At 37.8% G+C, this 26,436-nt stretch carries 25 protein-coding genes and 1 pseudogene; 6 read left to right on the top strand and 20 right to left on the bottom strand.

Annotation, left to right across the window (positions count from 1 at the left end):
• Nucleotides 1-60: 60 nt before the first annotated feature.
• The 8 genes and pseudogenes from BCL90_RS21520 to BCL90_RS21480 form a co-directional block, all read right to left on the bottom strand.
• Nucleotides 61-597 (bottom strand): hypothetical protein, encoded by a 537-nt coding sequence (locus tag BCL90_RS21520; protein WP_121287080.1) that lies wholly within the window; start codon nt 595-597, stop codon nt 61-63.
• A gap of 687 nt (nt 598-1,284) precedes the next feature.
• Nucleotides 1,285-2,064, bottom strand: coding sequence for a leucine-rich repeat domain-containing protein (locus BCL90_RS21510; protein ID WP_121287076.1), 780 nt, complete (start codon nt 2,062-2,064; stop codon nt 1,285-1,287).
• A gap of 260 nt (nt 2,065-2,324) precedes the next feature.
• Nucleotides 2,325-2,480, bottom strand: a complete 156-nt coding sequence (locus BCL90_RS25805; protein WP_166792239.1) for a hypothetical protein — start codon at nt 2,478-2,480, stop codon at nt 2,325-2,327.
• Between the two features lie 240 nt (nt 2,481-2,720).
• Nucleotides 2,721-3,437, bottom strand: coding sequence for a hypothetical protein (locus BCL90_RS21500; protein WP_121287072.1), 717 nt, complete (start codon nt 3,435-3,437; stop codon nt 2,721-2,723).
• Nucleotides 3,438-3,557: 120 nt separating this feature from the next.
• Nucleotides 3,558-3,704 (bottom strand): annotated as a pseudogene (locus tag BCL90_RS26300) (JAB domain-containing protein); the annotation flags it as partial.
• A 24-nt stretch (nt 3,705-3,728) separates the two neighbouring features.
• Nucleotides 3,729-4,115, bottom strand: a complete 387-nt coding sequence (locus BCL90_RS21490; RefSeq protein ID WP_121287068.1) for a hypothetical protein — start codon at nt 4,113-4,115, stop codon at nt 3,729-3,731.
• Between the two features lie 203 nt (nt 4,116-4,318).
• Nucleotides 4,319-4,933, bottom strand: a complete 615-nt coding sequence (locus BCL90_RS21485) for an HNH endonuclease (RefSeq protein WP_121287066.1) — start codon at nt 4,931-4,933, stop codon at nt 4,319-4,321.
• The gene (locus BCL90_RS21480) at nt 4,926-6,341 is read right to left on the bottom strand and encodes an ATP-binding protein (protein ID WP_121287064.1); all 1,416 of its coding nucleotides are present in this window, start codon (nt 6,339-6,341) and stop codon (nt 4,926-4,928) included. The genes BCL90_RS21485 and BCL90_RS21480 overlap by 8 nt, the downstream gene beginning before the upstream one ends.
• Nucleotides 6,342-6,850: 509 nt before the next feature.
• On the opposite strand from BCL90_RS21480, the gene BCL90_RS21475 reads away from it, so the two are divergent.
• On the top strand, nt 6,851-7,255 hold the full coding sequence (locus BCL90_RS21475) for an EVE domain-containing protein (protein WP_121287062.1): 405 nt from the start codon (nt 6,851-6,853) through the stop codon (nt 7,253-7,255).
• A gap of 269 nt (nt 7,256-7,524) precedes the next feature.
• Here the strand turns inward: BCL90_RS21475 and BCL90_RS21470 are convergent, their stop codons facing one another.
• A complete protein-coding gene (locus tag BCL90_RS21470) occupies nt 7,525-7,734 on the bottom strand; it encodes a hypothetical protein (protein ID WP_121287060.1) in 210 nt (69 codons plus the stop codon).
• Between the two features lie 432 nt (nt 7,735-8,166).
• On the opposite strand from BCL90_RS21470, the gene BCL90_RS21465 reads away from it, so the two are divergent.
• Entirely contained in the window at nt 8,167-8,733 is a 567-nt protein-coding gene (locus BCL90_RS21465; protein WP_134380718.1) for a hypothetical protein, read from the top strand.
• A 177-nt stretch (nt 8,734-8,910) separates the two neighbouring features.
• Here BCL90_RS21465 and BCL90_RS21460 read toward each other — a convergent pair whose 3' ends face one another.
• The 3 genes from BCL90_RS21460 to BCL90_RS21450 form a co-directional block, all read right to left on the bottom strand.
• Entirely contained in the window at nt 8,911-10,092 is a 1,182-nt protein-coding gene (locus tag BCL90_RS21460) for a cation:proton antiporter (protein ID WP_121287057.1), read from the bottom strand.
• Between the two features lie 71 nt (nt 10,093-10,163).
• Complete coding sequence (locus BCL90_RS21455; RefSeq protein ID WP_121287055.1) at nt 10,164-10,685, bottom strand: acyl-CoA thioesterase; 522 nt, start codon at nt 10,683-10,685, stop codon at nt 10,164-10,166.
• A gap of 629 nt (nt 10,686-11,314) precedes the next feature.
• The gene (locus BCL90_RS21450; protein WP_121287053.1) at nt 11,315-11,557 is read right to left on the bottom strand and encodes a hypothetical protein; all 243 of its coding nucleotides are present in this window, start codon (nt 11,555-11,557) and stop codon (nt 11,315-11,317) included.
• 16 nt (nt 11,558-11,573) lie between these two features.
• Between BCL90_RS21450 and BCL90_RS21445 the strand changes: the two genes are divergently transcribed.
• Entirely contained in the window at nt 11,574-13,061 is a 1,488-nt protein-coding gene (locus BCL90_RS21445) for an alpha-amylase (protein WP_121287051.1), read from the top strand.
• Nucleotides 13,062-13,278: 217 nt separating this feature from the next.
• On the opposite strand, the gene BCL90_RS21440 is transcribed toward BCL90_RS21445, so the two are convergent.
• From BCL90_RS21440 to BCL90_RS21410, 7 genes are all read right to left on the bottom strand, one after another.
• Nucleotides 13,279-13,551: a TIM barrel protein gene (locus tag BCL90_RS21440; RefSeq protein ID WP_244095107.1), complete on the bottom strand. Its 273-nt coding sequence runs from the start codon at nt 13,549-13,551 to the stop codon at nt 13,279-13,281.
• A 215-nt stretch (nt 13,552-13,766) separates the two neighbouring features.
• Nucleotides 13,767-14,693, bottom strand: a complete 927-nt coding sequence (locus BCL90_RS21435; protein ID WP_121287049.1) for a hydroxypyruvate isomerase family protein — start codon at nt 14,691-14,693, stop codon at nt 13,767-13,769.
• Between the two features lie 20 nt (nt 14,694-14,713).
• Complete coding sequence (locus BCL90_RS21430; protein WP_121287047.1) at nt 14,714-15,709, bottom strand: FAD:protein FMN transferase; 996 nt, start codon at nt 15,707-15,709, stop codon at nt 14,714-14,716.
• Nucleotides 15,710-15,719: 10 nt separating this feature from the next.
• A complete protein-coding gene (locus tag BCL90_RS21425) occupies nt 15,720-17,039 on the bottom strand; it encodes a Gfo/Idh/MocA family oxidoreductase (protein ID WP_121287045.1) in 1,320 nt (439 codons plus the stop codon).
• 33 nt (nt 17,040-17,072) lie between these two features.
• Nucleotides 17,073-18,038, bottom strand: coding sequence for a formylglycine-generating enzyme family protein (locus BCL90_RS21420; protein ID WP_121287043.1), 966 nt, complete (start codon nt 18,036-18,038; stop codon nt 17,073-17,075).
• A gap of 170 nt (nt 18,039-18,208) precedes the next feature.
• Nucleotides 18,209-19,486, bottom strand: coding sequence for a type IX secretion system plug protein (locus BCL90_RS21415; RefSeq protein ID WP_121287041.1), 1,278 nt, complete (start codon nt 19,484-19,486; stop codon nt 18,209-18,211).
• A gap of 858 nt (nt 19,487-20,344) precedes the next feature.
• Nucleotides 20,345-22,252: an ABC-F family ATP-binding cassette domain-containing protein gene (locus BCL90_RS21410; RefSeq protein WP_121287328.1), complete on the bottom strand. Its 1,908-nt coding sequence runs from the start codon at nt 22,250-22,252 to the stop codon at nt 20,345-20,347.
• A gap of 164 nt (nt 22,253-22,416) precedes the next feature.
• Here BCL90_RS21410 and BCL90_RS21405 point away from each other — a divergent pair, with 164 nt between their 5' ends.
• The 3 genes from BCL90_RS21405 (at nt 22,417) to BCL90_RS21395 (ending at nt 24,713) form a co-directional block, all read left to right on the top strand.
• Nucleotides 22,417-22,827: an Rrf2 family transcriptional regulator gene (locus BCL90_RS21405; RefSeq protein WP_121287039.1), complete on the top strand. Its 411-nt coding sequence runs from the start codon at nt 22,417-22,419 to the stop codon at nt 22,825-22,827.
• Between the two features lie 71 nt (nt 22,828-22,898).
• A complete protein-coding gene (locus tag BCL90_RS21400) occupies nt 22,899-23,549 on the top strand; it encodes an NAD(P)-dependent oxidoreductase (protein WP_121287037.1) in 651 nt (216 codons plus the stop codon).
• 135 nt (nt 23,550-23,684) lie between these two features.
• Nucleotides 23,685-24,713: a quinone-dependent dihydroorotate dehydrogenase gene (locus BCL90_RS21395; protein WP_121287035.1), complete on the top strand. Its 1,029-nt coding sequence runs from the start codon at nt 23,685-23,687 to the stop codon at nt 24,711-24,713.
• An 866-nt stretch (nt 24,714-25,579) separates the two neighbouring features.
• On the opposite strand, the gene BCL90_RS21390 is transcribed toward BCL90_RS21395, so the two are convergent.
• Entirely contained in the window at nt 25,580-26,245 is a 666-nt protein-coding gene (locus BCL90_RS21390) for a DNA alkylation repair protein (protein ID WP_121287033.1), read from the bottom strand.
• Nucleotides 26,246-26,436 lie beyond the last annotated feature (191 nt).

The raw sequence follows: 26,436 nt of genomic DNA, 5'->3' as shown, positions 1-26,436 counted from the left end.
TAGGAGGGGAGTTTTCCCTCATAGCTGTATAGGGTAAATGGCCAATTAAAATTTGAACGTTTATGGTGTAGCTGCTAAACCGGCAGTTTCATTATATTCATCACACTCAACAGGCTTACACCAGGCATCGCAGTCTGATAGCCAATCATAAATCATTTTATAGGCAGCAGTAATTTCGGCAGAAAATTTTAAGGTTGCGCCTTCAAAATCATCCTCCTGAAAGATGTAGGCATTTAATCCAACATATAATAGTTCAGAAAGATGCTCTACATCAAATTGGCCAACAGCTTGTAGGTTATCACCCAGGTTTATGGCATAACGCTGAAAGGTTTCTTCATTGGCCAAAAGTTTTGTTTTGGTAAGCAGGCTGATGATATTGTTTACATCATAAAGGGCGTTGGCAATAGTAATGGGCTTGTGTTTGCCCGAGCGCGGATCGGGCCCGATAGCTGCGCTAAGCATTTCAGTAAGGAATTGATTCACATCCGATAAACCAATCATATCGAAATAGGCTTCAATCAGTTTCCGGAATTCTGTTACAGCTGCTACCTGATTTGGGAGCTGTGTGTTTGGGTTTTTACAATTGTTGTTCTGCATAACATTTGAAAAAAAAGTTCCTGAGTGCTGCAGAACAACAATTAACTCTTTTCAGAGATATTGAAAGATGCGGGTCTAAGCCGCTCACTCAGGAATATTGTGAAATTTTTAATTTATTTTATGTCTCTCCGATTAAGTTAAAAGATATTGTTAATTACTGTTCTGCACTACTAAGATAAACACAATTAAATAATTCACGAAATCTTTTTGCTCAAATAATGCATAAATGAGGGCCGGTCTATACTTGCAGCTCATAGTTCAGACCTTGCGGTTGATAGTTCAGAGGTTGCAGTCGATAGTTCAGAGGTTGCAGTTCATAGTTCAGGCGTTGCAGTTCATAGTTATATACTTTCAGTTCATAGTTCTGAACTTGCAGTTCGCAGTTCTATACTTGCAGTTCATAGTTCTATACTTGCAGTTGATAGTTCTATCAGCGCAGTTAACAACTTTATACTTGCAGTTGGTAGGTTTATACTTGCAGTTAACAGTTCTATTAGCGCAGTTAACAACATTATGCTTGCAGTTGGTAGGTTTATACTTGCAGTTGATAGTTCTATCAGCACAGTTAACAACATTATACTTGCAGTTGGTAGGTTTATACTTGCAGTTGGTAGGTTTATACTTGCAGTTGATAGTTCTATACTTGCAGTTAACAACATTATACTTGCAGTTGGTAGTTCTATACTTTTAGTTCTTATACAATTCAGGCCTGGTTTTGATCATTCCCCATTTTAACTTAGGTAATTCAAAGATCTCATCATAAAGTGCCCTAACTTGTTTATTTCCACTTAAAGAAAGGTGTACTATGTTTTTTAGTGATAAAATTGGGCTATAGTCTTTGCTTTGAAGTCTTTCCGTTAAAAGGCGGAAGAACTTGAGTTGAGGCATGTTATTTAAGAAATCTATTTGCTCAATTTTGATGTATTGCGGTCCGAAACCATCACCTTCAATGCTCAAACTTTCGAGTGTAGATAGATTTGAAAATTCATCATAGTTAGTTATTTTTTGAAAGTTTTCGACCGATAAACCTATCAGATTTTTAAGTTTTGTTAAAGGTTTTATCGATTCAACACCTGCTCCGGAACCAATATGCAATAATTCGATATGGGGTAATCCTTCAATTGCAGAAATATCCTTATAGCCGCCCCACTTAATCTCAAGGCGCTTTAATTGCTTTTGATTACAAACCGCATCAAAAAGTTCCTGAGGCATCCTTGTTCCAAAATGTAACTCTTTGAAGGCTGTTTGATTCTGTGTTAAAAACTCACACCATTCAGTTACCACACGTTTTTTGTCTTTTGGGGTTTTGTATTGAGGTGTAAAGGAATCGCCCAATTGCGTACAATTAATAATGAGTTTTTCTTCTTCATTATATTCTGAAACTTCCACAACCGATTTGATCAAATCATGTTCTTCTTTAAAATAGTAATTGAAACCAAATTCTATTTGTTTGTCGGTTAATTTCATTGGTCGTTTTTAAAAGAGTTTTTGTTTTTATAAGCTTCAACGTGGTGGGGAGGGAATTGTTTTTCGAAGAAAGGATAAGGTATGCCAAAGGCCGTAATTTCAAAAACCGTATTCCAGCGAGAGTCTTAGCGCCCATTGCCTTAAGCATAGGCCTGGCCATAAGGATTGCACTAGTATCGGTAATCTTCATCACATCACAAGTCATCCAGCGCGCTAGCCTAGACACTAAGACTTGCGCTAGTAATGGTGTGAAATAAAGATTAGGATGCACCAGTATCAAATGCACACGCGGCACGCGTGCGCCAGCGAGGGGGTATTTCACCTTTTAAATATTTGTCATTAATTTTGTCATCACTTACAGTGACATCTGTGGATATTTTATTTATAGGCTCAAAAAATTCTCCTTGTATATTCATTTGTTATTTTTTTTATAAATTCTAATTTCGATGCATCCCGCAATTAAAATCTTAATCCTTGAAGTTATAAATAAATTACTCATTTCTGGGCATTTTGCTTACTAGTTTCTATATGAGGGCATTGGTCTGTCAATGTTAAAAAGAAAAGGCGTTAATTATCAATACTATAGCGATTAAGATTCTCATAATTTGCCAAATATTAAATATTCAATCGTTTACATTGGGATGTTGATTTAAGATCTATTTGCCAAGTTGTATAATTGTCTCACTCTCTTTTTTTTTAAAACTGGGGTTTGTCAAGCATGGAGTACAGATAGCAAAATCGAGGATTTGTTTATTTGAAAATTCCAAATCAGCCAAAAAGCTTATAGAAGAGTAGTTTTTAAAGTTTGCTAAATCAAATAGAGTCCCCAAAGATATTGTGTATGCTTCTCCTGAATTTATGACTTTATTTATTGATGCTAAATGTTTTGACTGATTATTTTTAAAGTTGTTTATATATTGATGATTTACGAAAAAAGTGTCTGGTGATATTGAGTCGGGTATTATAAAAATGTTGTAAGCAATAGAATGATTCTGTGGGTTTACTATAGTATCAAGTCTTTCGTCTCCTGTTCCCAAGTAAAGGCGAGGTTTAATACCGAGTAGTGTTACTGCCCGATTACTGTTATTAATTACTGTTGCTTTTGTTAATCCAAATAGCAGGTTCTTTTTATCTTTGTCAACGAAGGAAGAGCCGGATCTATCTATATTTACCAGTGAAACTTCTGCTTTACTGTCAACGACTTGCCAATAAAATGCCAAACCTGCAACAACTAGTGCCAAAACTGAAATTGCCTCACCCCAACCAAATTCATTTTTAAAATTAAAGAATTTCTTATTTCCATCACTTGATTCCAATTGAGCAACAGTTTTATTAGGTATCGCGAATTTTTTATAAGATCTTCTAGGTTTCATAATAAACAAATATATGAATTGCCAGTTACTTAATCCTTGACTATTGGGGCAAATTGAATTCATGAAACATCTTTCTAATTAATTAAATTAGCCTGGGTGAATAACCCAAGCTAATAATTCTTACATCATGCTATCATTAGCAAAACTGTAATAGCTATCGCTAGAAATTATTAGATGATCCCAAATAACAATTTCTAAAAGTTTACCACCATCTTTTAATTGATTGGTCAATCTAATATCTGCATGGCTAGGTTTTGAATTGCTACAAGGATAGTTATGTTATATAATTATTTAGGATGAATGCAAAGCTGTAAGTACCTTTGGATTTAACCTTTGGTAATCCAAATGAAGGCTATCAACAACTTTTTGTGTTAAATCAACATTTACGTTTCGTAATCCATCCTTATGTTCAAATCTCACTGTTTTTTCAAAATGTTTAGCATCCAATTTCATCTCATTAATCCTATCTAAGTAAAACAATTTGATGGCTTGATTAAAGGCAGTAGTATCATCTGACGCTAAAATTGGCTCTCGATTACGCTCTAAATAGAAAAGATTGCCGTTGTTTTCATATTTCATCACAAACATAGTTAGCATGTAGGGTTTTTGTTTCTGCTTTTTGCTGCACCCACAAATAGCAAAAGCAATGACAAGAATGATAATCAACTCTCTTTTCATAATTAACTTATTTTACCTTATTCTGGCGCAAGTCTTAGTGCCCATTGCTTTAAGCATTGGCCTGACTTGGCAGTATTATCAAGATTAATAATGAAAGGACAAGTCAGCTAGTCACATTGCCCAGCACATAAGACTTGCGCTAGTAATGGGAATGTTCAATTTAGCACTTGATCTGTCATTTTGCAAACCGATGTTACCGATAGTTATTTTAGGCCGCGCTGTAATAACTCATTGATTAGCTCCATTTTGTCGTTTTTGGATAATCTTAAAGCATCTCTTAGCAATTTGCCATCACTTTTTTTAATTAAACTTTCTTTTGCCTTTTGCTCTACCGTTATTAATCTATATAATTCACATACTGTAATAGTTTCGCTCCCTTTTTTTGTTAAAGGTATAAATACGCAATCATTTTCGATTTTAATATTTTCAGAATAATTGTCAAAATGCGAATGGATAATTTTAATATTTTTAGAATCTCTTGGGTAGTTAACAATTATTTTTTTGACAACTTCTTTACTACCTTTAATTGTGTTACAGGCTGGGCATGATAATGCTAAGTTATATTTGTGAAATGTGAATTTACTATAAGCTGACTTTGGAATTATGTGTTCAATATCGACGTCTTTCAAATCAAATTTTAGTTCCTTTTTACAGTAACAACATTTATTGTTTTGTTCACTCCTCAAGAACTTCTTGATTTTCTCCTTTACCGTATCAAAACAAGACTTATCCCAATCTAAGTAATTATTAAAATTACTTTTAATAATTGAGTTATCTTCTTTATCAAATATATAATGGTTGTTAATTTTATCACTCATACTTATTATTAATAGTTATAATAGTTTGAATGACAAGCTTTAAAGGGTCTTCTTCTTTAAATTGATTCTCTAACTTTAGCAAAGTTCCAATGATTTCTTTAAATCTTTTTGTTTTTGTTTTATTGACTGATATTAGTTTTAGAGCTTCAGTTACGATATTTGAGATATAGTAATTTCTTGTTGTAGGCATTTCAAAGACATTTAATAAAATATCTTCTGCAGACCATCCAAATGTATTAAACTTTAATACTGTCGAAGTAATCTTATTATTGACTTTTTTTAGACTTAATATTGTTGAGCTTTCTAATGGTAAATCTGAAATAATAAAATGAGAATGTGTTGCGATAATAATATGACATCCTTTGAAATTTTCAAAGATTTGATTGAGCAAATCTAAATATCTGTATTGCCAACTCGGATGGAGACTAATTTCTGGTTCGTCAATTAATACGCAGCAATTATCTTCTATTAATGGGATCAATCCAATTAAAGTAATCAGAATACTCGCTTCACCTGAGCTAGCATCATTTATATTGAATGGTCTATTTGTATCTTTTTTAAATAGTAGGATGTCAAATGATCTAATTAAATTCAACTTTCTAAGTAAATTTAAAATTTCATAAGATTTCAAATCATTTTCATATATCGAGTTGTTTTTATCGATTTTTTGAATATTTGAATTTGAGAAATTGATTTCAAGACTAAAGTCTTTCTTTTCATTTAATTTGTTAAGAAAATCACTAATCTTCTGCAGATTACTCTCATTTTCTTCTAAGAATTTAGTGTAAATAACATTATTTACACTTCCATAGGTGGTTTTATGTTTAACAAAGTCAATTAAATCTTTTTTCGTGATTGGCTTACTGCTCTTAATATTAAGGAGACTATTTATTGAACTAATGTTGTACTCTAATTTGATTATTGGATGAAAGTCTAAATAGTCAAAGATGTGTCTGTAACATTTTGCCACAAATTTATTAGAATAGTTTTCCAGTAAAATATCAATTGCTCTTCTTATTAAAAGTCTATTGGTAGAACCTAATCGAGTTTTTGTTCCTAAATAAATGTAATTTTGATTTGAATATTCAATAGTATCTCTTCTGAAAGGATTAAAAAAATTATCTATCGGGAACTTATCGTTTAAGCTGTTTGATACCGAAATAACTCTGGAGGTTTCACTCGACTTTTCAAATTTTGAAAAATAATAATATTTTGAACTTCTAGAACGAAAGTCATTTTTTAATGCATTGGCAATGCTTCCAAGAAGTCGACTTTTTCCAGTACCATTATTTCCAACTATTACTGTGAAATGATTTGTATTTAAATCATTATTAAAATTAATCAAATCAATTTCTTCTGTTTCAAACTCCGAATCTTCAATTTGACATTTGTTTAGTCTAAAACTCATTTTATCTATGATGTTAATTAATATTTATAGTAAGATAAAAAACATTCGTAACTCCACTTCACAAATCTACTATATGGGATAATTAGAATGATTTTTTAGTTAAATAGTTGCCTATTTTATGAAAGTCTTGCCTATGTTAAACTAGTTATCAATCTTTAAATTGACAAGACCAATGAGCTGAGCATGATAATTAATTTAGTATGCTAATATAGTAATATTTGTAAAAGAGATACCAAAAAAAATACTCTTGTATTTAAAGGTAGTTTTTAATTTGGGATATTTCGATTTCATTTTTATATGCCAAAAGATTGCCCTCGTAAAAACTAATATAGCAACATCCTTTTATTTTTTACGAGAGTCACCTTTCAATAAAAAGTTAAAATTAGCCTGGGTGAATAACCCAAGCTAATAATTCTTACATCATGCTATATTATGTTTCCAGCATTCTTTCCAACCTATTTTCTAATCCGTTCTGTTTTGTTAGTTTTGAGCCTTAAATAAAGAATAAGATGAACCATTGGTTAGTAAAATCAGAGCCTTTTAAATACAGTTGGGAAAAATTTAATGAAGATGGCCGTACCTTTTGGGATGGCGTTCGTAATTACCAGGCGAGGAATAACCTGAAAGCTATGAAAGAGGGCGATTTGGTGCTTTTTTACCACAGTAACGAAGGGAAAAACGTAGTGGGTATTGCCAAAGTGGTAAGAGAGTTTTACCAGGACCCTACTACTGATGATGCCAACTGGGTAGTGGTTGATTTATCGCCTGTAGAAAGCCTGAAAAATCCGGTTTCGCTGGAGCAGATCAAAGCTGAGCCAAGTTTGGTTGATATATCATTGGTTAGACAAGGGCGTTTATCGGTAATGCCGCTTAAAGCCACTGAGTTTGATAAGATTTTGGAAATGGGGGCGTAGTTTGAAGTCCTTAGTCTGTAGTCCAAAGTCCATAGTCGGAAGTTTGGAGTCTATTGAACGAGGGGTTATAGTTTGGAGTTGGGCGTTTGGAGTTGGGAGTCGATTGATCGATTTTAGTCCGATTCTCGAGTCGGCAGTCTTGAGTCGATTTACTAGTTTGGAGTTTGCCTCAGTTAAACCGATTTAAACAATTAACCGGTTACTCATTAATCAGTGAAGTTGGCTTATTTGAGAAATTGTCATCCTGAGGGTTAATTAATTGTTTAAAATCAATATGAGTGACGTACAATTGATTTCTTTTGCCATACACCACTGTCTTGCCTCGGCTCGCCGCCGCCGAAGGGCTCTTTCTTTTTGGCATCAAAAAGACCAGCGAAGCTAGCTTGAATGCCATTAAAAATATAAACACACATGAAAAAACAAAAACTGCCGGCTGAAAATTTATTCATTTGTTGTTTATAACTTTCAACTGCATTCATGAGGGCTTCGCCGTTTTCTTTCGAAGCTAGTATGTTGGCTTAGGCAGTGCAGCCCGAAAAATTTGTTAGGCCGGGTTTAAGTAGAACGGGGATACCGTACTGTGGCCTAGATGGATGGAAATGCGAAAGTAGTTAAAATGTTGATTAGTATATATATGTAAAATAACGTCAATGATAGAGGTTAGAATTTTTCAAATACATCGGAGTGTTGGTGACAGGTATACGAGAGGCGTCATTTCGACCGCAGTAGAGAAATCTTTTAACATAGTTCAAAGATTTCTCCATTTCGCTGCGCTTCAGTCGAAATGACGGCGATTTTTTAAATCTGTCATTGATAGCGCAAGGAAGGATCTTGTTGAAAGTTTTACTGCCGTGCTTAGAGACAATTAACCGATTAACCAGTTTATACAATTTACCAAATGAACCAATAACATGATAAAGTCTATCTATTTTACCCTCATCTTTTTCTTTTTCCTAAGCTTCGCAATGGCTCAAAGCGTTAAACCTTACATGGCCATTCTGAAAACCCAAAATGAAAAATACAAAGGGATTTTATATAAAGTTGATTCGGTAAATGTGATTCTGAATCATGACGGCGAATTTATTCAGGTTCCCATCAATGAAATTAAAACGGTACAGATCAGAACGGTTAAGAAAGGTTATAAAGGAATGAGTTTTGTTAAAATCGGTGAAGATAGGGCAGAAGAGTATAAAATGAATGCAGCTGGTAAAATGGTTGATAAATGGGGCAAGGAAGAGCCGGGTTTTAAGGAAGATGTATCGGCCACGGCATTTTCTGTTGTTTTTACTGCAATGGCAAATGCTGTTGCATTGCCCATCCATGCCATTAATCCGAACCTTGCACGGTTTAACTTTAATAAGATAGATGAAAATAAGTTTAACGAACTCAGTTATTATTCTATTTATTACCAGGCCAATCCAGATGTGCTGGCAGAATTGCAGCAGCTGAAATCTATTTCTTCTACGGTTAAGCCTTAGCGCTAGGGGAGTCCGAAGTCCTTAGTCGGAAGTCTATAGTCGATAAACCTATTTTAGTCCGAAGTTGTTAATCTATCGCTTCAGGCTATCAACCATGAACTATCAGCCAATAAACCATTAACCAGCTTATACGATTAACCCAATCAACTAATGACTAATGGCCAGTGAACCAATAAACTACTGAATCACACTATTTCTCTTACTCAGCGTAATCCCCAGCGTCATTACAATACTAGAGCCCAATACCACGAGGAATAAAAACGGCGTACCCACTTCCTGTATTTTTAGTGAGGCGGGCAGGTTGAAATAAAGTAAAATGCTGATCAGTCCGCGGGGAGCGATGTATAAAATCGGACCTAAAGTATCCTTTTTAAATATTTTAAGGAAGAGCATCCTGATGAGGTATATCGTAATCAGAATAAAAAATCCATTGGCCAGTACAATCTTATTGTTCAGTTCGCCGATGTTCATCGTAAAACCGAAAATAACAAAGAAAAAAGTCCGCAAAATAAAGGCGCTTTCTGCCGATAACTGGTAAAGCTGCGATAAATCGGCCGTTAAATTCTTGTATAAAAAAATACTCCTGAACCAAACGTTCTGGATGGTATCGGCATTGTTCAGGAATAAACCTGTACTCAGGATCAGCACCAGCGAAGAGAGGTGGTAAGACTGACCAATGGCATAAACCAGGATGAGTATGGCGATAATCAGGAAAAATTTGATGTGGTGTACCAACCGGCCCATAATGTACAACAATACTACACAGGCAATGGCCGATAGCAAAAGGATGAGAAAGGTACTTAAGCCCAGGCCTATAAATGCGGAGGTAGTGACCGAATGGTTGGTAATGGTGAAATTAAAAATGATGATGCCCAGGATATCAGAGAAAGAGGATTCGTAGATCACAAACTCTTTATCTTTATTGTTTAAGGCTGCGGCCGATGGAATGGCAATGGCCGAACTAATCACACTAAAAGGGATGGCATTGGCAATACAGGTATATAAATCGTGGTGCGAAATCTGGTAAATGATGGTGGTAATTACGCTGGTGGTACCGAGTAAAATACTTAAGGCCGAAAAAAAAGCGCTTTTAATGACCTTGTTTTTATGCTGATCGTATTTAAGTTCGAGTGAGCCCTCAAAAACAATTAAAATTAGACCTACAGTACCCAATGTGGGCAAAATAGATAGGAAATTGAAGGTTTGTATCTTTAGGTTATCTACCAGTAAACGTAAACCAATACCTAAAAGCAGCAGCAATAAAACCGATGGTACTTTGGTTTTACTCGCCACTAAATCAAACAGATAAGAGAATATTACTAATCCGCTTAAAATAATAAGAATGGTATAAGTTGTCATATTTTTCAGCGTAAGGTAAACCGCTAAAATAAAACAATCATGTTAAGCTGAAAAGAAATTTAACGTAAAAATTATGCTTTAAAGAAAAGTGCCTTGAGTTCGCTGGCGTCATCAGGATGCATTTTGCCACCTAAAACCAAACGTAACTGTCTGCGGCGCAGGGCACCATCAAACAAATCAATTTCTTCCTGCGTTTCTGGGATAAGTTCTGGTACGGGAATGGTTCGTGCACTCTGATCAAGCGCTACAAAGGTATAGTAAGCTTCGTTGCTTTTCTGCCTTGCACCACTCGGAATATTTTCTGCCCATACATCTAAACGCACTTCTACCGAGGTATTAAAAGCACGGGTTACTTTGGCTTCGATGGTAATTACATCACCTAATTTAATGGGCTGTTTAAAAGAAACATTATCAACGGAAGCGGTCACCACGATACGGTTACAGTGTTTTTGAGCCGAAATTGCCGCTGCAATATCCATCCAGTGAAGCAAACGCCCACCCATCAGGTTATTTAAGGTATTGGTATCATTTGGTAATACCAATTCGTTCATAATGGTAAAACTTTCTCTGGCAAATTTCTTTTTTAAACTCATTAAGGGCAAAAGTAGTTAAAATGTGGTTAAGATTGTATTGCAAATAGATTCTGGTGGATTTAGCAGATGTTTTTCGGAGGTGATCTGCGCAATTAGTGGGAAAAGCGTGGGTAATGTTCCCGCAGATTTAAGAGATTTTCGCAGATTTATTATTTGTTTTTCTGCGAGGATTGGCGAGATCAGGGGGAAAGCATGAGTAAGATTGTTCCCGCAGATTCAAGAGATTTTCACAGATTTATTATTTTGTTTTTCAGCGGTGATCAGCGAAATCGGTGGAAAGTATGAGTAAGATTGTTCCCGCAGATTCAAGAGATTTTCGCAGATGTATTATTTTGTTTTACTACGGTGATCGGCGAAATCAGCGGGAAAAGCATGAGTAATATTGCTCACGCAGATCAAAGGGATTTTCGTAGATTTATTATTTTGTTTTTCAGGGGTGATCTGTGCAATTAGCGAGAAAAGCATGCCTAAGATTGTTCTCGCAGATTCAAGAGATTTTCACAGATGTATTATTTTGTTTTTCAGCGGTGATCAGCGAAATCGGTGGAAAGTATGAGTAAGATTGTTCCCGCAGATTCAAGAGATTTTCGCAGATGTATTATTTTGTTTTTCTGTGAGGATCGGCGAGATCAGCGGGAAAGCGTGAGTAAGGTTGTTCCCGCAGATTCAAGAGATTTTCGCAGATTTATTATTTGTTTTTCTGCGAGGATTGGCGAGATCAGGGGGAAAGCATGAGTAAGATTGTTCCCGCAGATCAAAGGGTTTTTCGCAGATTTAAGTTGTTTTTCTGCGGGCATCAGCGAGATCAGCGGGAAAGAACTTGTGAAGATCTTCAATCCAAAAACAAATTCATCAGCTCTCATGTTATCCATACAAAAAATCTAATTAATGCAAAACCAGACCCTGATCCAATTTTTTCATTGGTATTATAACGAAGAACAAAATTTATGGACTAAAGTAGCTGCTGAAGCAAGTCATTTAAAAGAAATTGGCGTAACATCCGTTTGGTTGCCACCAGCCTATAAATCCAACAACGCCGCTTATGATGTTGGTTATGCGGTTTATGATCTGTTCGATTTGGGCGAGTTCGATCAGAAAGGAAGTGTAAGTACCAAACATGGCTCTAAAGACGAATATATCAAAGCAATTGAAGCACTGCACGATAATGGGGTTGGAGTTTTAGCCGATGCCGTTTTTAACCATAAAGCTGGTGGTGATGAACTCGAGAAGATAGCCGTTAGAACTGTTAACCCAGAAGATAGAAACGAATTTACCAGCGATGTTTTCGAAATAGAAGCCTGGACGAAGTTTACTTTCCCCGGGCGAAAGGGTAAATATTCTGAATTTATATGGAATCATGAGTGTTTTAGTGGGGTGGACTGGGCAGAAGACCTCAAAAAAACTGCGATCTATTCGATTCAGAATTATTTAGGCGAAGGTTTTGAGGAGGTTCCATCTACTGAATTCGGCAATTACGACTACCTGATGTACAATGATATCGATTACCGCAACAGGGCTGTAGTTGAAGAATTAAAATACTGGGGCGAATGGGTGGTTGAAACGACCAAAGTAGACGGTTTTCGGTTAGATGCGGTTAAACACATCAATCCGGATTTTATTGTAGAGTGGATCGATCACCTGAACCAGAAATTTAACAGGGAATTTTTTATTGTAGCCGAAGATTGGAATGTGGTGGATATTGCGGGGCAATTGAACTATATTGAAATTACCGGCGGAAGGACACAAATATTTGATTCGTTGTTACACCATAATTTTTTCCTGGCCAGTAAGAACGAGGAATTTGATATGCGGACGATTTTTGATGGAACGCTGGTACAGGTAAAGCCTGATCTGGCAGTAACATTTGTTGATAATCATGATTCGCAACCTTTGCAGGCGCTGGAATCTTATGTCGATTTTTGGTTCAGGCCTTTGGCTTATGCCATGATCTTGTTGCGTATGCAAGGCATTCCCTGTTTATTCTTTCCTGATCTGTATGGAGGGATTTATGATGATAAAGATAAAGAAGGTGATGAGGTACATGTTGAACTAGTGGCCATCCCTTCGGTAGAAACGATGAGTAAAATCCGTACAGCCTTAGCCTACGGTGAGCAACGTGATTATTTTGACCATGGCATTTGTGTAGGATGGACCCGTGCCGGTGATGAAGAGCATGAAAATAGTGGTTTAGCCGTATTGTTGAGTACAGGAGAAGAAGGGTTCAAAGAAATGGAAATAGGCAAACACTTTGCCGGAAAAACCTTTTTTGATGCCTTAGGCTATCGCCAGCAGGAAGTAGTTATTGATGAAAATGGTTGGGCAGAGTTTCATTGCAATGCTGGCAGTGTTTCGGTGTGGGTGTTGAAGGTGGGGTAGGAGAAGAGATAACATTGTGGTCTGTGGGGACACAGACCACGGCGTGGAGATAGGTTATTTGTCATCCTGAGCGCAGCGAAGGATCTTTATTAAACAGATTTTAGCCCAATAGGCTTGCCAGAATGGAGGTTTTACTGATAAGGATTCTTCACTGTGTTCAGAATGACAGATTTTATTAGAGGAATTCTTACCAACCATTGGATATTTGAAAGTATATCTACAGGAAATTATCCTCAGCTCTGTAAGCCGAAATAACAGCCAGCTCACCCTCTTTTCCATCTTTCGAATTACCGTGCTCCATACCCATTACGCCTTTATAGCCTTTGGCGTGCAGATGTTTGAACAGGTTTTTATAATTAATTTCTCCGGTTGTCGGTTCTTTCCTGCCGGGGTTATCCCCAATCTGGATGTAGGCAATTTCATCCCAGCAACGATCGATGGTTTTAATTAAGTCGCCTTCCAATTCCAAGGTCTGTGGCGCACAGACCATTATCTATAATTCCAAAACGGATTTTTATATCTGTGTTCAACCATTGGATAGGTTATTTGTCATCCTGAGCGCAGCGAAGGATCTTTATTGAACAGACTTTAGTCCAATAGGCTTGTCAGAATGGAGGTCTTACTGATAAGGATTCTTCACTGTGTTCAGAATGACAGATTTTATTAGAGGAATTCTTACCAACCATTGGATATTTGAAAGTATATCTATAGGAAATTATCCTCAGCCCTATACGCAGAAATAACAGCCAGTTCGCCTTCTTTTCCGCCTTTAGAATTGCCGTGCTCCATGCCCATTACGCCTTTGTAGCCTTTGGTGTACAGATGTTTGAATAGGTTTTTATAATTAATTTCCCCGGTTGTTGGTTCTTTTCGGCCTGGATTATCCCCGATCTGGATGTAGGCAATTTCATCCCAGCAACGATCGAGGGTTTTAATTAAATCGCCTTCTGTACGTTGCATGTGGTAAATATCATAAAGAATTTTACACGAAGGACTTTTAACCGCTTTACAAACGGCGTAGGTTTCATTTGTTTTTTGAAGGAAAAGTTCCGGGGTATCGCTCAGGGTTTCCAAGACCATAATCAAACCATGGGGTTCAAAAATCTCGGCCCCTGCACGCATGGCATCGATTACATTGGCAAATTGATTGCCATAAGGTAAATTACGTTCGTAAAAACCTGGCACTACGGTAAGCCATTTGGCATTACAGCGTTTTGCAGCTTCTACCGATTTTTTACAGGTTTCGATAAATTTGTCTTTAAATTCTTTTTTGCCAGTGGTTAAGGAGGTCTTCCAGTTATCGCCACCATCTACCACAAAAACGCCCATGCGCATGCCCAATTTTGCCAAAAGTTTTCCAATTTTTTCCTGTTCTTCTACAGGGCGGTTTAGGTAACCGTTGTCTTCGATGGAACGGAAACCTTTATCGTACATAAACTGGATCTGATCTAGAAAACTCTTGCCGGCATGGTTTTGGAACATGCCCTGGTGCGGTGCATAATCGAGGTTAAAAGTTTTATCGCTTAATGTATCATTTGTTTTTTCGGCAGCAAAAGTATTGGTAAATCCTGCTCCTGTAGTAATGGCACCAGCTGTAAGCAGGCTATTTCTTATAAACTCACTTCTTTTCATCGGTTTAGTTTTAACAGATATTAGTGTGTAATTAATTTTTTGAATCCTGTAGTTAACGTATCGGCTACTTTGCCATCTTTTTGATGGTACACAAAATAAGCCTCAAGGTTTTTTCTGCTTTCTACAAAGGCAATGGCATCTTTAAGGTGCATGGCCATTAGGGCATTATCATATCCATCGGCTGTAATGGCATTTTTGGCGTATACCGTTACACTAATCATCTCATTATCTAAAGGATATCCTGTGTTAGGATCGATCAGGTGAGAAATTTTTTTCTTGCCGCTTTGGTGGAATTTGCGGTAGTTGCCCGAAGTGGTAATGGCACCAGAATTTATCGCAGCGATATGCCTGATTACCGGGGTTCCATCCTTATCCGGACCTTCAATGCCAATTTTCATGGTTTCACCATTGGGTTTAGGTCCTGAAATCCGAATTTCACCTCCCAGCTCGGCCACATATTGTTTAATTCCTTTTTGTTCGAGATAAGCGGCAATTAAATCGACACTATAACCTTGTGCAATTCCATTTAAATCGATTTGTATACAGGGCTTTAGTTTGCTTAATAAACCATTCTTTAGCTTCAGGTTTCTCATGCCTACACAGGCCAATATCGATTTAATGACAGCCGGATCGGGTTCGTTTTTAGCTTCTTTTGGCCCAAAACCCCAGGCTTGTACCAATGGGGCAACGGTAATATCGAAAATGCCTTTTGTATCCTGGTTGATCTCAAAACTCCTTTTCAGCACGTCGTTCATGAATCGATCGGTTTTAATTTCTTTTTTGGCAGCATTAAATTGATTTATCAATGATCCCTTTTTGTAAAGCGACATCGATAAATCAATTTCGTTCAATAAACTATCTATACCAGCCTTAGTGGCTAAACTATCATTGGCATAGTACATAATGGCATAATCGGTTCCCTGCGCAAAACCATTAATCTTATACTGCTTCACTTCTTTTTTCAGGGAAAAAGCAAAAATCAATGGTAAAATGAAAAGCAAAAACCTGTAACGCATCAATTTAATTTTAGATTACTTTGGTTTGTCCGGGTATGGCAATAGGGTATAGTCCTTTTTCATCAGGCATTAACCTTGGGTTAGCATCCCATGCAAAACGCTCAGGCATTAAACTGATGTTCGATGCTAAAGCTTCATCCCATTTAATGGTTTGGCCAGAATAAGTAGCATAACGACCGATAATTGAAGAAAATGTGCTTGTAGCAGCATAGTCTACATTACTGAATTTATATTCTCCCTTAGAAACCGCATCGAACAGTTCGTCGTGCTCTGTTTGGTATGGATTTGCATTTCCTTTGGTATTGTGGTTATATAATTCTTTACCACTGTAATCTTTCATAATGGCCTGGTTGCTGCCTGAAAGGTAAATTTTGCCTTTGGTGCCTTGAAAAGTTTCATCCACACGGTTACTGATGCCTTCAAAATGCCTGCATTGGCTATTAATTACCGCACCATCGGCATAAGTTAATTCGATAGAGTGGTTATCATAAATCTCTCCATAGTCTTTTCCTGTTCTCCAGGCACGGCTACCCGTTCCCTGTACCGAAACCGGATGTCCGTTTTTTATCCAGTTGGCAATATCGATGTTGTGTACATGTTGTTCAACAATATGATCGCCGCACAACCAGTTGAAATAATACCAGTTTCTCATTTGGTACTCCATTTCGGTCTGGTTTGCTTTACGCGGACGTACCCAAACGCCACCGCTGTTCCAATATACCTGGCCCGACATGATATCGCCAATGGCACCATCGTTAATGCGTTTCATCGATTCGCGATAGTTGGTCTGGTAACGGCGCTGTAAACCTACTACCACATTTAATTTTTTCTTTTTCGCTTCTTCGGCTGCGGCCAATACTTTTCTGATGCCCGGTGCATCTACAGCAACAGGTTTTTCCATGAAAATTTGTTTATTCTGTTTAACTGCTTCTTCAAAATGAATAGGACGGAAGCCCGGAGGCGTGGTTAACAGCACCACATCAGCTAGTGGAATGGCTTTTAAATAAGCATCGAAACCAACAAACTGACGTTCTTTCGGAACATCCATTTTTGCTGCAAATTTCGAACTCAAAGATTGGTAACTGCTATCTAAGCGATCCTGAAAAGCATCGGCCATGGCAACCAGTTTAATATTAAACTTAGTGCTCAAGGCCTGGAAAGCTGCTCCGGTACCACGATCGCCACAGCCTATTAGGGCAATTTTAATGGTATCAGATCCTGATGCATAAGCTCCGGCCAGTGGAATGCTGCTTAACATGGCCCCGCCGGCCAGCATGGCTGTTGCTTTTAGAAAATCGCGACGATCTTGTTGGTTAATTGGTTTTTTCATGTGTTTAATTTTATTTTGGTTAGGGTTGTGTTTTTAAAGGTCTTTTATCGGTTGCTTATTGTAATACGCATCTATATCAGCTTTTGAAGGCGTTTTTACAGGCCGTACCAGTCGCATGCCTACAAAAGGAGCTTCGGGGAACCACCAATTGCTTTTCGGGATTTGTGGATCTAATTGTTTCCACGATGGATCAGAAGCCAATCTGGCTGTTGAGGTTAAATTATTTGGTGTTTCATCATAAGAACCACCACGAACTACATTGGGGTAGAGTTTTTCGGGTACTGCTACAGGATTTTCTACAGTTTTACCTTTGCTCTTACTATAAAAATCGGCAAGATATTGGTCGTAGGTCCATTCGCTAACGTTGCCGTGCATATCAAATAATCCCCATGGATTTGGTTTTTTTTGTCCTACCTGGTGTGTTTTGTTGTCGCTGTTATCTTTATACCAGGCATAATCGCCTAGTTTAGTCGCATCATCACCAAAAGCATAATTGCTTTCTGTTCCGGCTTTACAGGCATATTCCCATTCTGCCTCTGTTGGTAACCGATAAAAAACACCCGTACGCATGTAAAGCCATTTGCAAAATTGGATGGCATTATATTGTGTCATGGCTACCGCTGGCTGGTTCGCTTTGCCCATACCAAAAGTCATATCGAGGTAGGGTTTTGTGGGCCTGGTAACGGCATCTACTTCAGCAGGAATAGCGCTTGTACTGGCTTGTTTTTCATAATCGCGGTAAAGAAAAGGTTCGAAAATATCCCAGGTTACTTCATGTTTCCCAATCCAGAAAGCATCGAGTTTAACCTCATGAACAGGTTGCTCATCTGGTTTTCCTGTTTTACTTCCCATTTTAAATTTGCCTGCTGGTATAGCCTGCATATCGAATTTTAATTTTGTTCCATTAATGGATTGTGTGTAGGAATCAGTAGAAGTTTGTGCTGAAATATGTGCACAGGGATAGACTATTAATGCTGCGGCAATTAATTTTTTAAACATAATTTTTGGTTAGAAACACTTAATTTTCCAGGTGTTTATCTGGTTAGCTTTCTGAAACACTAAAGTAAAAAACCACATTTAAAACAAAGAAAAATTATGTAACAATAAAGGTAAGTATTGCAATATTAAAAGTCAGGTTGACAATTACTATTTCGCTTCGGTCCAGTTGGTTATCTTCTGTCTGAAACTTTATTGCTTAAATTGGTATAACCAACCAGGGTATCCCAACGCGCACCAGGGCGACGATAATAAACGAAGATCTGATAGCTGTTTTCAGTCTGGAAAAATGCACCCTCAAAAGGTTTGGTTTCCATTAGTTTGGTATCTTTATTATACCAGGCATACTCATAATCGTAGAGGCCTTGTTTGAGGATCACATTGCCATAAAATTGTTTCCTGTTGGCATCGTAGAGGAGTTTATTTTCATTGCTTATGGTAAAATTGTTAAACCGGCCAACAACATAAGCATCGCCGTTAGGGCTGGGTGCCGGGGCATTTAAAGTGAATAAAACACTCATGTACTCTGCTTCTGTTTTATCGTCGCGCCCGTCGGTATTGCGGATAAAAAAGTTTCCGTTTTCATCGTACTGGTTGGCAAATGCACCTACAGTTCTGGATGCATCCTGGAAAAGTATAATATTTACGGATTGATTATCTCGATAAATATCCTTCACATTATCTGCCTTGTAACGCAAACTCCTCGTATCAAATTTTCTAAATTCGTTGTCTCCCCAAAAATCATTTGTATTGAGGTCGTTATAAACCAATTGGTTTGGCCGTACAAAGGCTGGTTTGGTATTAACCTGAATGGTATTCGCATTAAAATTCTGCATCACCACCGCTTTTATATCCTGATAGGGGTTAGGGATGGGGAAAGTATGATTAATGGTAAAGTTGATTTTTTGTTTGTAATTCCTGTTTTCTACCTGCATGGAATTGTTTACTTCTGCCGCTACGGCAACCTGATTATCGAGCATGTAGAAGCGCTGCGAAATAACCGGTTTGTTTTTATCGCCATCCAAATAGACTTTTAATATATAATTGCCGCCGATTTTGGGTTGAATTTGGGTATTGGGTAAGCTGATTTCGTAATGGGTGTATTTTCGTGTGGTGTTAGAAGAGTAGTGATAGTTGATGATGCGGTCATCATTAAAACTCCCCAGATAATCAATGCTCGAAATTTTCGAAGTCTCCCATTCTGCGGTACAATGTTCAATGGTATACCAGTAATTTTGGGTGCCTGCCAGCAGGTCATCGAAAGAAAAAGTGATTGTTTCTGACGAATTGAGCATAATTACAGGTAAACTTTGCTCTTTATTGCTGTTATAGCAAAGCACAGTTTTAATATTTGGAAGATAAATTTTATTCTCGTTGGTAAACTTTGTATCGTTTTGTGCAAAAGCTAAAGTAGAGATGAAAAATAAAACCGGAATTAATATTTTCTGCATGGCTAAAAGTAAAGTTTTATTGGGAAGTGGCAAAATTGGGTTAGCGTTTGGTTGGCACGGATTAGCCGTGGTGTCAGATATTACTATCTGACACGCCATCATCAGGTTTTTGACAATATACCACAGATGCGCGGATTAACACGGAAGATTTTTTGTTTCAGTTTGTATTTCTCTTGGGTCGTCATCTCGACCGTAGCGGAGAGATCTTTTTCATGGAAGTTTGATTTGTTCAGAGTTGTCAACTTGAATAGCGAGGTGGCCTGAAAGTTGACAACTCTCAGATTAAATATAATGCATCAGCCAGATGGTAACATCTGGCTGCACACCTGAGCGGAGTGCAACGCAGTCGAGAACCCGAAGGCTCTACGAAGCAAAATCTACTGAACAGATCTCTCCGTTTCGCTGCGCTTCAGTCGAGATGACGCAACGAAGGGTTTAACTAAATCCATACACTCCGTAGCAACTAATGCACAAAAAAGCCGTCACGATTTTACATCATAAGGCCCATATTTCTCGTGGTGTCAGATATTCCTATCTGACACTAAATGGGTAACTGAATAACAATTTTATTTAATGCTAAATCTGCTCATCAGCCAGATGGTAACATCAGGCTGCACACCTGAGTTGCAGATGCTTCGTACCTCAGCATGACATAACTTGAAAATATTAATCTCCGTGTTTCTGCGCTTCCGTGGCAACAAAAAAAAGCCACAGAATTTCTGTGGCCTTAATATGCTTTTCTCGTGGGGTCAGATATTACTATCTGACACTGATCTTAATTTGCATTCAAATTCTATTTTTTGGGTTTTCTAAGGATCACTTAATAGTCAGATGGTAACATCTGACTGCACATTAAAACTAACCCTCCAGCTCCATAATCTCAGCAGCCAGTGTTTCCCATTTACTTTGGCTGTTATCTAACTCTTGTTTAGTTGCTAAATAACGTTTGTTGGCTTCTGCTAATTTATCGGCTTTAGCGTAAACATTTTCGTCTGCCAGTTCTGCCTCAATGTTTTTAACGTTCTGCTCCAGTTCGGTAATCAGTTTCTCTGTTTTTTGCAGCTCTTCATTCAGTTTTTTCAACTGGTTGGTGGTATTGGCTGTAACCGGTTTTGGTTCTGCTTTTGGCTTCTCCGGCATCTTAACCGGAATAGGTTTCGCAGCAGGAATTACCCTTTTGCTATTCCACTCTTCATATTCGGCATAAGTACCAGGGTATTGTTTAATTTTTCCACCTTCTATAAACCAGATTTTGTTGGCCACATTATCTAAGAAATACCTATCGTGAGATACGGCAATAAAAGTACCTTCAAATTGGTCCAGTGCCTGAATCAGGATGTTTACCGATTGGATATCAAGGTGATTCGTCGGCTCATCCAGGATCAAGAAATTCGAATCTGTTGTTAGCGATTTAGCAAGAGCCACACGCGATTTTTCTCCTCCGGAAAGCACTTTGATCTTTTTGAAAACATCATCACCGGTAAAAAGGAAACAACCTAAAATACTCCGTAATTCAGTATCGCTATGTTTTGGGGCAAATGCCTGTAATTCTTCTAAAATTGAATTTTCTAAATGTAGCGACTCTAACTGGTGCTGCGCAAAGAAAGTGGTGGTAACATTATGACCCGTTTCGCAGAAACCTTCAAATTTTTCAGTTCCGGCAATCATTCTTAATAAAGTAGATTTACCCTTACCATTGGCACCAATTAAGGCAATTTTATCGCCTTTTTCAATTACACCTTCAGCATCATCTAAAATATGCACATTTGGATAACTCTTATTGGCATGCTCTATACGCACCACGTGCCTGCCTGATGGTTTAGAGAATTTGAAAGCAAAATTTACGGTTGGGTTATCATCATCAACATCATCAATACGCTCCATCTTGTCTAAAGCTTTCATCCGCGATTGAGCCATTTTAGCCTTGCTCGCCTTCGCCTTAAAACGTTCAATTAAACGTTCTTCCTGTTTAATTTTTGCCTGTTGATTTTTAAATTCACCCTTCTGGATTTCGCCACGTAAGGCTTTTTCTTCCACATAGAAGCTATAGTTACCTGCATATACAGTTAACTTGCCCTTACGCGATTCGACCGTACGGTTTACAATTTTATCTAAGAAATACCTATCGTGAGATACAATTACAATGGCACCTTCAAAACCCATTAAATAGTTTTCTAACCATTTAATGGAAGGTAAATCCATGTGGTTGGTAGGCTCATCCAGTAATAAGATATCAGGGGTTTGTAATAATATTTTGGCCAGCATTACCCGCATACGCCACCCTCCGGAGAAGGTATTTAACGGACGTAATTGATCTGCCGTGCTAAAACCCAAACCAGCCAGAATTTCGTTAGCCCTATATTCGATGTTATAGCCATCTAAAGCTTCAAACTCTTGCTGTTTATCACTTAATTTAAATAAAACCTCTTCGCTATAATCAGTTTCGATTTTTTTAAGTAGTTCTTCAATTTCATCATGCAACTGGTTTTGGCGCTCAAAAGCTTCCATGGCCACGTGCAAAATGCTATGGTGCGAATCATAAGAAAGTAAATCCTGGTTTAAGTAGCCAATTTTCAGGTCTTTCGACATGGAAACAGTACCCGAACTCGGTGCATATTCGCCTACAATTATTTTTAAAAGTGTTGATTTTCCTGTTCCATTGGCGCCAATTAAACCGGCTCTATCGCCAGGTTTTATGTGCCAGTTCGCGTCATCGTACAAGGCCCTTGAGCCAATCAGGAAAGTTAAATTATTTATTGAAATCATTTCGGCTGCAAAAGTACGAAATTTAAAGGCTTTTTTCAGGCGGAAAGTCAAATAGGAAAAACTGTCTCCTGAACGCAGTGACGAAGCGTTATTAGAATTGCAAAATAAATTTTGATTCTGATAAAACCTTCTTACTTTTGTACTGTAATAAAAATAATTACAGAATGAGCAATAGCCGGTTTCCAATCTCCCTACACATTTTAACCTTATTAAATGAGGCGAAAGGTGGTGTTGTGAGTTCAGAGTACCTGGCCGGAAGTATCAATATCAATCCCGTTTTGGTACGCAAGGAAATTATGAATTTACGGAAACATGGTTTTGTTGAAAGTAAAGAAGGTAAGGGTGGAGGTTCGTTTCTGGCTAAAAGTGCCAAAGATATTAATCTGGGCGAAGTGTACCAATCGGTTAGAAGCAGCAATGTGTTGGGGCAACATAAAAATGGACCGAATCCTAAATGTCCGATCGGTAGACAGATCAATCAACATTTAGATTCCCTGTATAGCAATGCAGAGAATGCACTGATCGCCAATTTATCAAAACAGACATTGGCAGATTTTGCCTCGGCATTTGACTAATTTTTTTTTGGATATAACTGTAATAAAAAACATTACAATTTAACATAATACATTAATAAAAATTAAATAATATGAAAGTAGCATTAATTGGAGCCTCCGGATTTGTAGGCAAAGCCATTTTGAACGAATTAGTAAGTCGTGGAAATGAAGTGATCGCCATTGCACGCGATACCGCCAAAATTGAAAATAACGATGATCTAGTGACTAAAATCGCTGTCGATGTTTTAGAAACCGAAAAATTAGCAGCAGCTTTGAAAGGAGTTGATGCGGTGGTAAGTGCTTTTAACGCAGGCTGGACCAATCCAAATTTATATAACGATACAGTAGAGGGTGCAAATGCCATTCAGGCTGCTGTAAAAGCATCGGGCGTTAAACGTTATATTTTTATTGGTGGAGCAGGTACTTTGCAGATTGATGGGCACCAAATCGTAGATGGGCCGAACTTCCCTGCCGAATACAAGCCAGGTGCAACAGCAGTAAGAGATTATTTTAATACGCTAAAGCAAGAGAAAGAATTAGATTGGTTGTTTTTTAGTCCGGCTATTGAGATGCACCAGGGTATCACCACTGGTCGTACCGGTAAGTACCGTTTGGGTAAAACAAGCCCGGTTTTTAATGAAGAAGGCCGTTCTATTTTATCTGTAGAAGATCTAGCGATTGTTATTGCTGATGAGCTGGAAAATAAAGCACATCACCAGGAGCAGTTTACAGCAGGATATTAGAATGATGGAAAGGAAAATGGATGAGGAGTTTAATTGTTCATTGGTTCATTAGTCATTAGTTCACTGATAACTGAGAATTGATAACTGAAAACTGTCCCATTTTCCTTTTTCCCATTAAGTTCTTATCTTCGTGCCATGTATCGCCTTATTAAACCAATATTCTTCAAATTTGACCCTGAAAATGTACATTATTTTGTAGTCAAGCGGTTAAAGTGGTTTAATGATAAATTTCCACTAGGTAAAACCATTATCCGTAGCAGTTTTGATGTACACATTAAAGGTTTGGAACGTGAGGTTTTTGGAATAAAGTTCCGAAATCCCGTTGGCCTGGCTGCCGGATTTGATAAAAACGGTGAATATGTGGAACCACTTAGTAATATAGGATTCGGATTTATCGAAGTGGGTACGGTAACACCAATGCCTCAGCCCGGAAATGATAAACCCCGTATGTTCCGTTTACCTAATGATGAAGCTTTAATCAACCGGATGGGCTTTAACAATAAAGGGGTAGATGTAATGGCTGAGCGTTTGCGCTTGTTAAAAGATAAACATCCTGATATTGTAGTGGGTGGAAATATCGGTAAAAACAAGGCTACGCCAAATGAAGATGCGGTAAGCGATTATATTAAATGTTTCGATCGTCTTTTTGATGTGGTAGATTATTTTGTGGTAAATGTAAGTTCGCCAAATACGCCAGGTTTACGCGAACTGCAGGAAAAAGAGCCCCTGAAGAAAATTCTGAATACCTTACAACAGCGCAACCGTAAAAACGATATTTCACGTCCGATTCTGTTAAAAATTGCGCCAGACTTAACTGATGCGCAATTAGACGATATTATAGAGATTGTAGCAGAAACGAAGATTGCAGGCATTATTGCCACCAATACCACCATCAGCAGGGAAAACCTGGCCACTGAACAGCATTTAAAAGCTGAAACCGGCGGATTGAGTGGGAAACCAGTTAAAGAACGCTCTACTGAAGTCATTCGTTATCTATCAGAAAAATCAAACAAAGCTTTCCCGATTATTGGGGTAGGTGGGATACATTCGGCAGAAGATGCAAAAGAGAAATTAGATGCTGGTGCATCTTTAATTCAATTGTATACTGGTTTTATATATGAGGGGCCAGGTTTAATCAAAAGCATCTGTAAAGCGTTAGTTTAAGAGCGCCTTATAGTTTAATCTGGAGGTATTAATGTCTGAAGGCTTCTTTTTGTTTTCGTAAAAAAAAATCTTACTATACGTTTTCTTGGTGTGACGATTAGTTTATTTTATAAAACCAACTGCTTTCAGGTTTTGGAAATGAATGTCAGTATTCCATGGGAGGTGATAGTCCCGCTATCGCTTCAAAGCCTTGGCTCGTTCCTCGCCTGCGGGTTTTACGCTACTATCGGGTTTATAATGAAAGGTTTGTGTTAGTAATATGCTATTCAATCTACTTAGGTTAATTATAGATATTTATAATGTTGCTTAATGAATGTGTCAATGATATAAGTTACATTTAGTCAATAAACAAATGAACTGGATGCCTGGTTTACAATAAATCGTCATCTCCGTAGTGGAGAGATCTTTTAATATAGTTCAAAGATCTCTCCACTACGCGTTGCTTCGGTCGAGATGACGCTCTGATTTAGAATTTGTCAATGATAGCTTATTTAGGGCCTAACTAGTCTAAAACAGCAAAAAAATCCTTCACTTTGACTTTGCTCAGCGTATGCTGGCTAGTGTTGACATATCTTAAAGAAAGGTCGTCATTGCGAGGTACGAAGATAACCGAACGAAGTGAGTTCATGAAGGCCTTTAAAAGCAACTGCAAAAATGAATAATCTTAAAGCGCACGCTGTTAGCGATCGTTGTAAGATTGCTTCGTCGGCTGAAAAAGCCTTCTCGCAATGACGATTCCTAGCCGGAAGATAGTAATAGAACCCTCTGTCAATCATATTGATTTTTATAAAATAAATTATCCGTTAGGATGTCAATGTTTTTTGTTTTCAGCTTAACTTATGATATTGCTCTGCGAGGCAAAAAAACTACTTCTGACGGCTTACCATTTCATTAATCCATATTGGTGCAAACGGCGAAGTACAGCCTTTAGAAACAGGGTAATCACGATATATGCCAAGTTTTTCGCCGATGGCTATAGCTCTTTCTCTATAGTCAGGATGGTTAATGCCAATCTGAGCCAATGTGGTATTCATCGTCCATTGGATTTCTGGAGCTGCTTTAGGCATTTCATTTTCAATCCGGTCGAGAATTGATGCAATGTTTATTCCTTCGGGCGCTCTGCTTATACGTCCGCTGGTTAAGCTCCAGCCTGCACGGGCCAGCATAATATTGCCTGAATTCATCCATTTTTCCCTGAACTGTTCCTTTTCAGGATATTCTTTAACCACATAATTATAAAACCAGTCGGCTGCCCAGGTAAAATTTTCTGATGCTACCATTTGCTCAATCTGTTCTGCAGACAGCGCTTTTGGTTTAAGGATTAAAATGGCCAGCAACCTTGCATCAATATTTTCTGTTTCCCAGAGTTGAAGCGCAAGCGCGTGGTCGGTTTTGATCTTTTTGGCTAGCGTCCTGATGTCGCCCATTTTAACGCCAAAAATATTTTCTCTTGCACCATTTTTTACGTGCATGGCACGGACTTTTTCTTCGCCGAGCGATTCTAATTTTGAAAGAGTTTCTGTAAGATTCATGTGTCTTCGTAAATCTATTCGTAAATCTAATAGAATAAAGTTAAGATTTTAGGTTGTTGGCATACGTCGTCACTCTGAACCGAGCCTTAGCGAGCTCACCAAAGATGATTTATTTCAGGGTCTATCTTGCAGGAAAGATGCTGAAACAAGTTCAGCATGACGATTGAATTAGAAAAGAGGCTTGGAATTAC

Source organism: Pedobacter alluvionis (assembly GCF_003664035.1).
Lineage (GTDB): Bacteria > Bacteroidota > Bacteroidia > Sphingobacteriales > Sphingobacteriaceae > Pedobacter > Pedobacter alluvionis.
The sequence above is the reverse complement of the archived record's forward strand: the minus strand, read 5'-3'. Positions and strand labels throughout refer to the sequence as shown.

Coding starts and splice junctions, on each gene's coding strand:
- BCL90_RS21520 (WP_121287080.1), bottom strand. CDS start 597: ATGCAGAACAACAATTGTAAAAACCCAAACACACAGCTCCCAAATCAG.
- BCL90_RS21510 (WP_121287076.1), bottom strand. CDS start 2,064: ATGAAATTAACCGACAAACAAATAGAATTTGGTTTCAATTACTATTTT.
- BCL90_RS25805 (WP_166792239.1), bottom strand. CDS start 2,480: ATGAATATACAAGGAGAATTTTTTGAGCCTATAAATAAAATATCCACA.
- BCL90_RS21500 (WP_121287072.1), bottom strand. CDS start 3,437: ATGAAACCTAGAAGATCTTATAAAAAATTCGCGATACCTAATAAAACT.
- BCL90_RS21490 (WP_121287068.1), bottom strand. CDS start 4,115: ATGAAAAGAGAGTTGATTATCATTCTTGTCATTGCTTTTGCTATTTGT.
- BCL90_RS21485 (WP_121287066.1), bottom strand. CDS start 4,933: ATGAGTGATAAAATTAACAACCATTATATATTTGATAAAGAAGATAAC.
- BCL90_RS21480 (WP_121287064.1), bottom strand. CDS start 6,341: ATGAGTTTTAGACTAAACAAATGTCAAATTGAAGATTCGGAGTTTGAA.
- BCL90_RS21475 (WP_121287062.1), top strand. CDS start 6,851: ATGAACCATTGGTTAGTAAAATCAGAGCCTTTTAAATACAGTTGGGAA.
- BCL90_RS21470 (WP_121287060.1), bottom strand. CDS start 7,734: ATGAATGCAGTTGAAAGTTATAAACAACAAATGAATAAATTTTCAGCC.
- BCL90_RS21465 (WP_134380718.1), top strand. CDS start 8,167: ATGATAAAGTCTATCTATTTTACCCTCATCTTTTTCTTTTTCCTAAGC.
- BCL90_RS21460 (WP_121287057.1), bottom strand. CDS start 10,092: ATGACAACTTATACCATTCTTATTATTTTAAGCGGATTAGTAATATTC.
- BCL90_RS21455 (WP_121287055.1), bottom strand. CDS start 10,685: ATGAGTTTAAAAAAGAAATTTGCCAGAGAAAGTTTTACCATTATGAAC.
- BCL90_RS21450 (WP_121287053.1), bottom strand. CDS start 11,557: ATGGATAACATGAGAGCTGATGAATTTGTTTTTGGATTGAAGATCTTC.
- BCL90_RS21445 (WP_121287051.1), top strand. CDS start 11,574: ATGCAAAACCAGACCCTGATCCAATTTTTTCATTGGTATTATAACGAA.
- BCL90_RS21440 (WP_244095107.1), bottom strand. CDS start 13,551: ATGGTCTGTGCGCCACAGACCTTGGAATTGGAAGGCGACTTAATTAAA.
- BCL90_RS21435 (WP_121287049.1), bottom strand. CDS start 14,693: ATGAAAAGAAGTGAGTTTATAAGAAATAGCCTGCTTACAGCTGGTGCC.
- BCL90_RS21430 (WP_121287047.1), bottom strand. CDS start 15,709: ATGCGTTACAGGTTTTTGCTTTTCATTTTACCATTGATTTTTGCTTTT.
- BCL90_RS21425 (WP_121287045.1), bottom strand. CDS start 17,039: ATGAAAAAACCAATTAACCAACAAGATCGTCGCGATTTTCTAAAAGCA.
- BCL90_RS21420 (WP_121287043.1), bottom strand. CDS start 18,038: ATGTTTAAAAAATTAATTGCCGCAGCATTAATAGTCTATCCCTGTGCA.
- BCL90_RS21415 (WP_121287041.1), bottom strand. CDS start 19,486: ATGCAGAAAATATTAATTCCGGTTTTATTTTTCATCTCTACTTTAGCT.
- BCL90_RS21410 (WP_121287328.1), bottom strand. CDS start 22,252: ATGATTTCAATAAATAATTTAACTTTCCTGATTGGCTCAAGGGCCTTG.
- BCL90_RS21405 (WP_121287039.1), top strand. CDS start 22,417: ATGAGCAATAGCCGGTTTCCAATCTCCCTACACATTTTAACCTTATTA.
- BCL90_RS21400 (WP_121287037.1), top strand. CDS start 22,899: ATGAAAGTAGCATTAATTGGAGCCTCCGGATTTGTAGGCAAAGCCATT.
- BCL90_RS21395 (WP_121287035.1), top strand. CDS start 23,685: ATGTATCGCCTTATTAAACCAATATTCTTCAAATTTGACCCTGAAAAT.
- BCL90_RS21390 (WP_121287033.1), bottom strand. CDS start 26,245: ATGAATCTTACAGAAACTCTTTCAAAATTAGAATCGCTCGGCGAAGAA.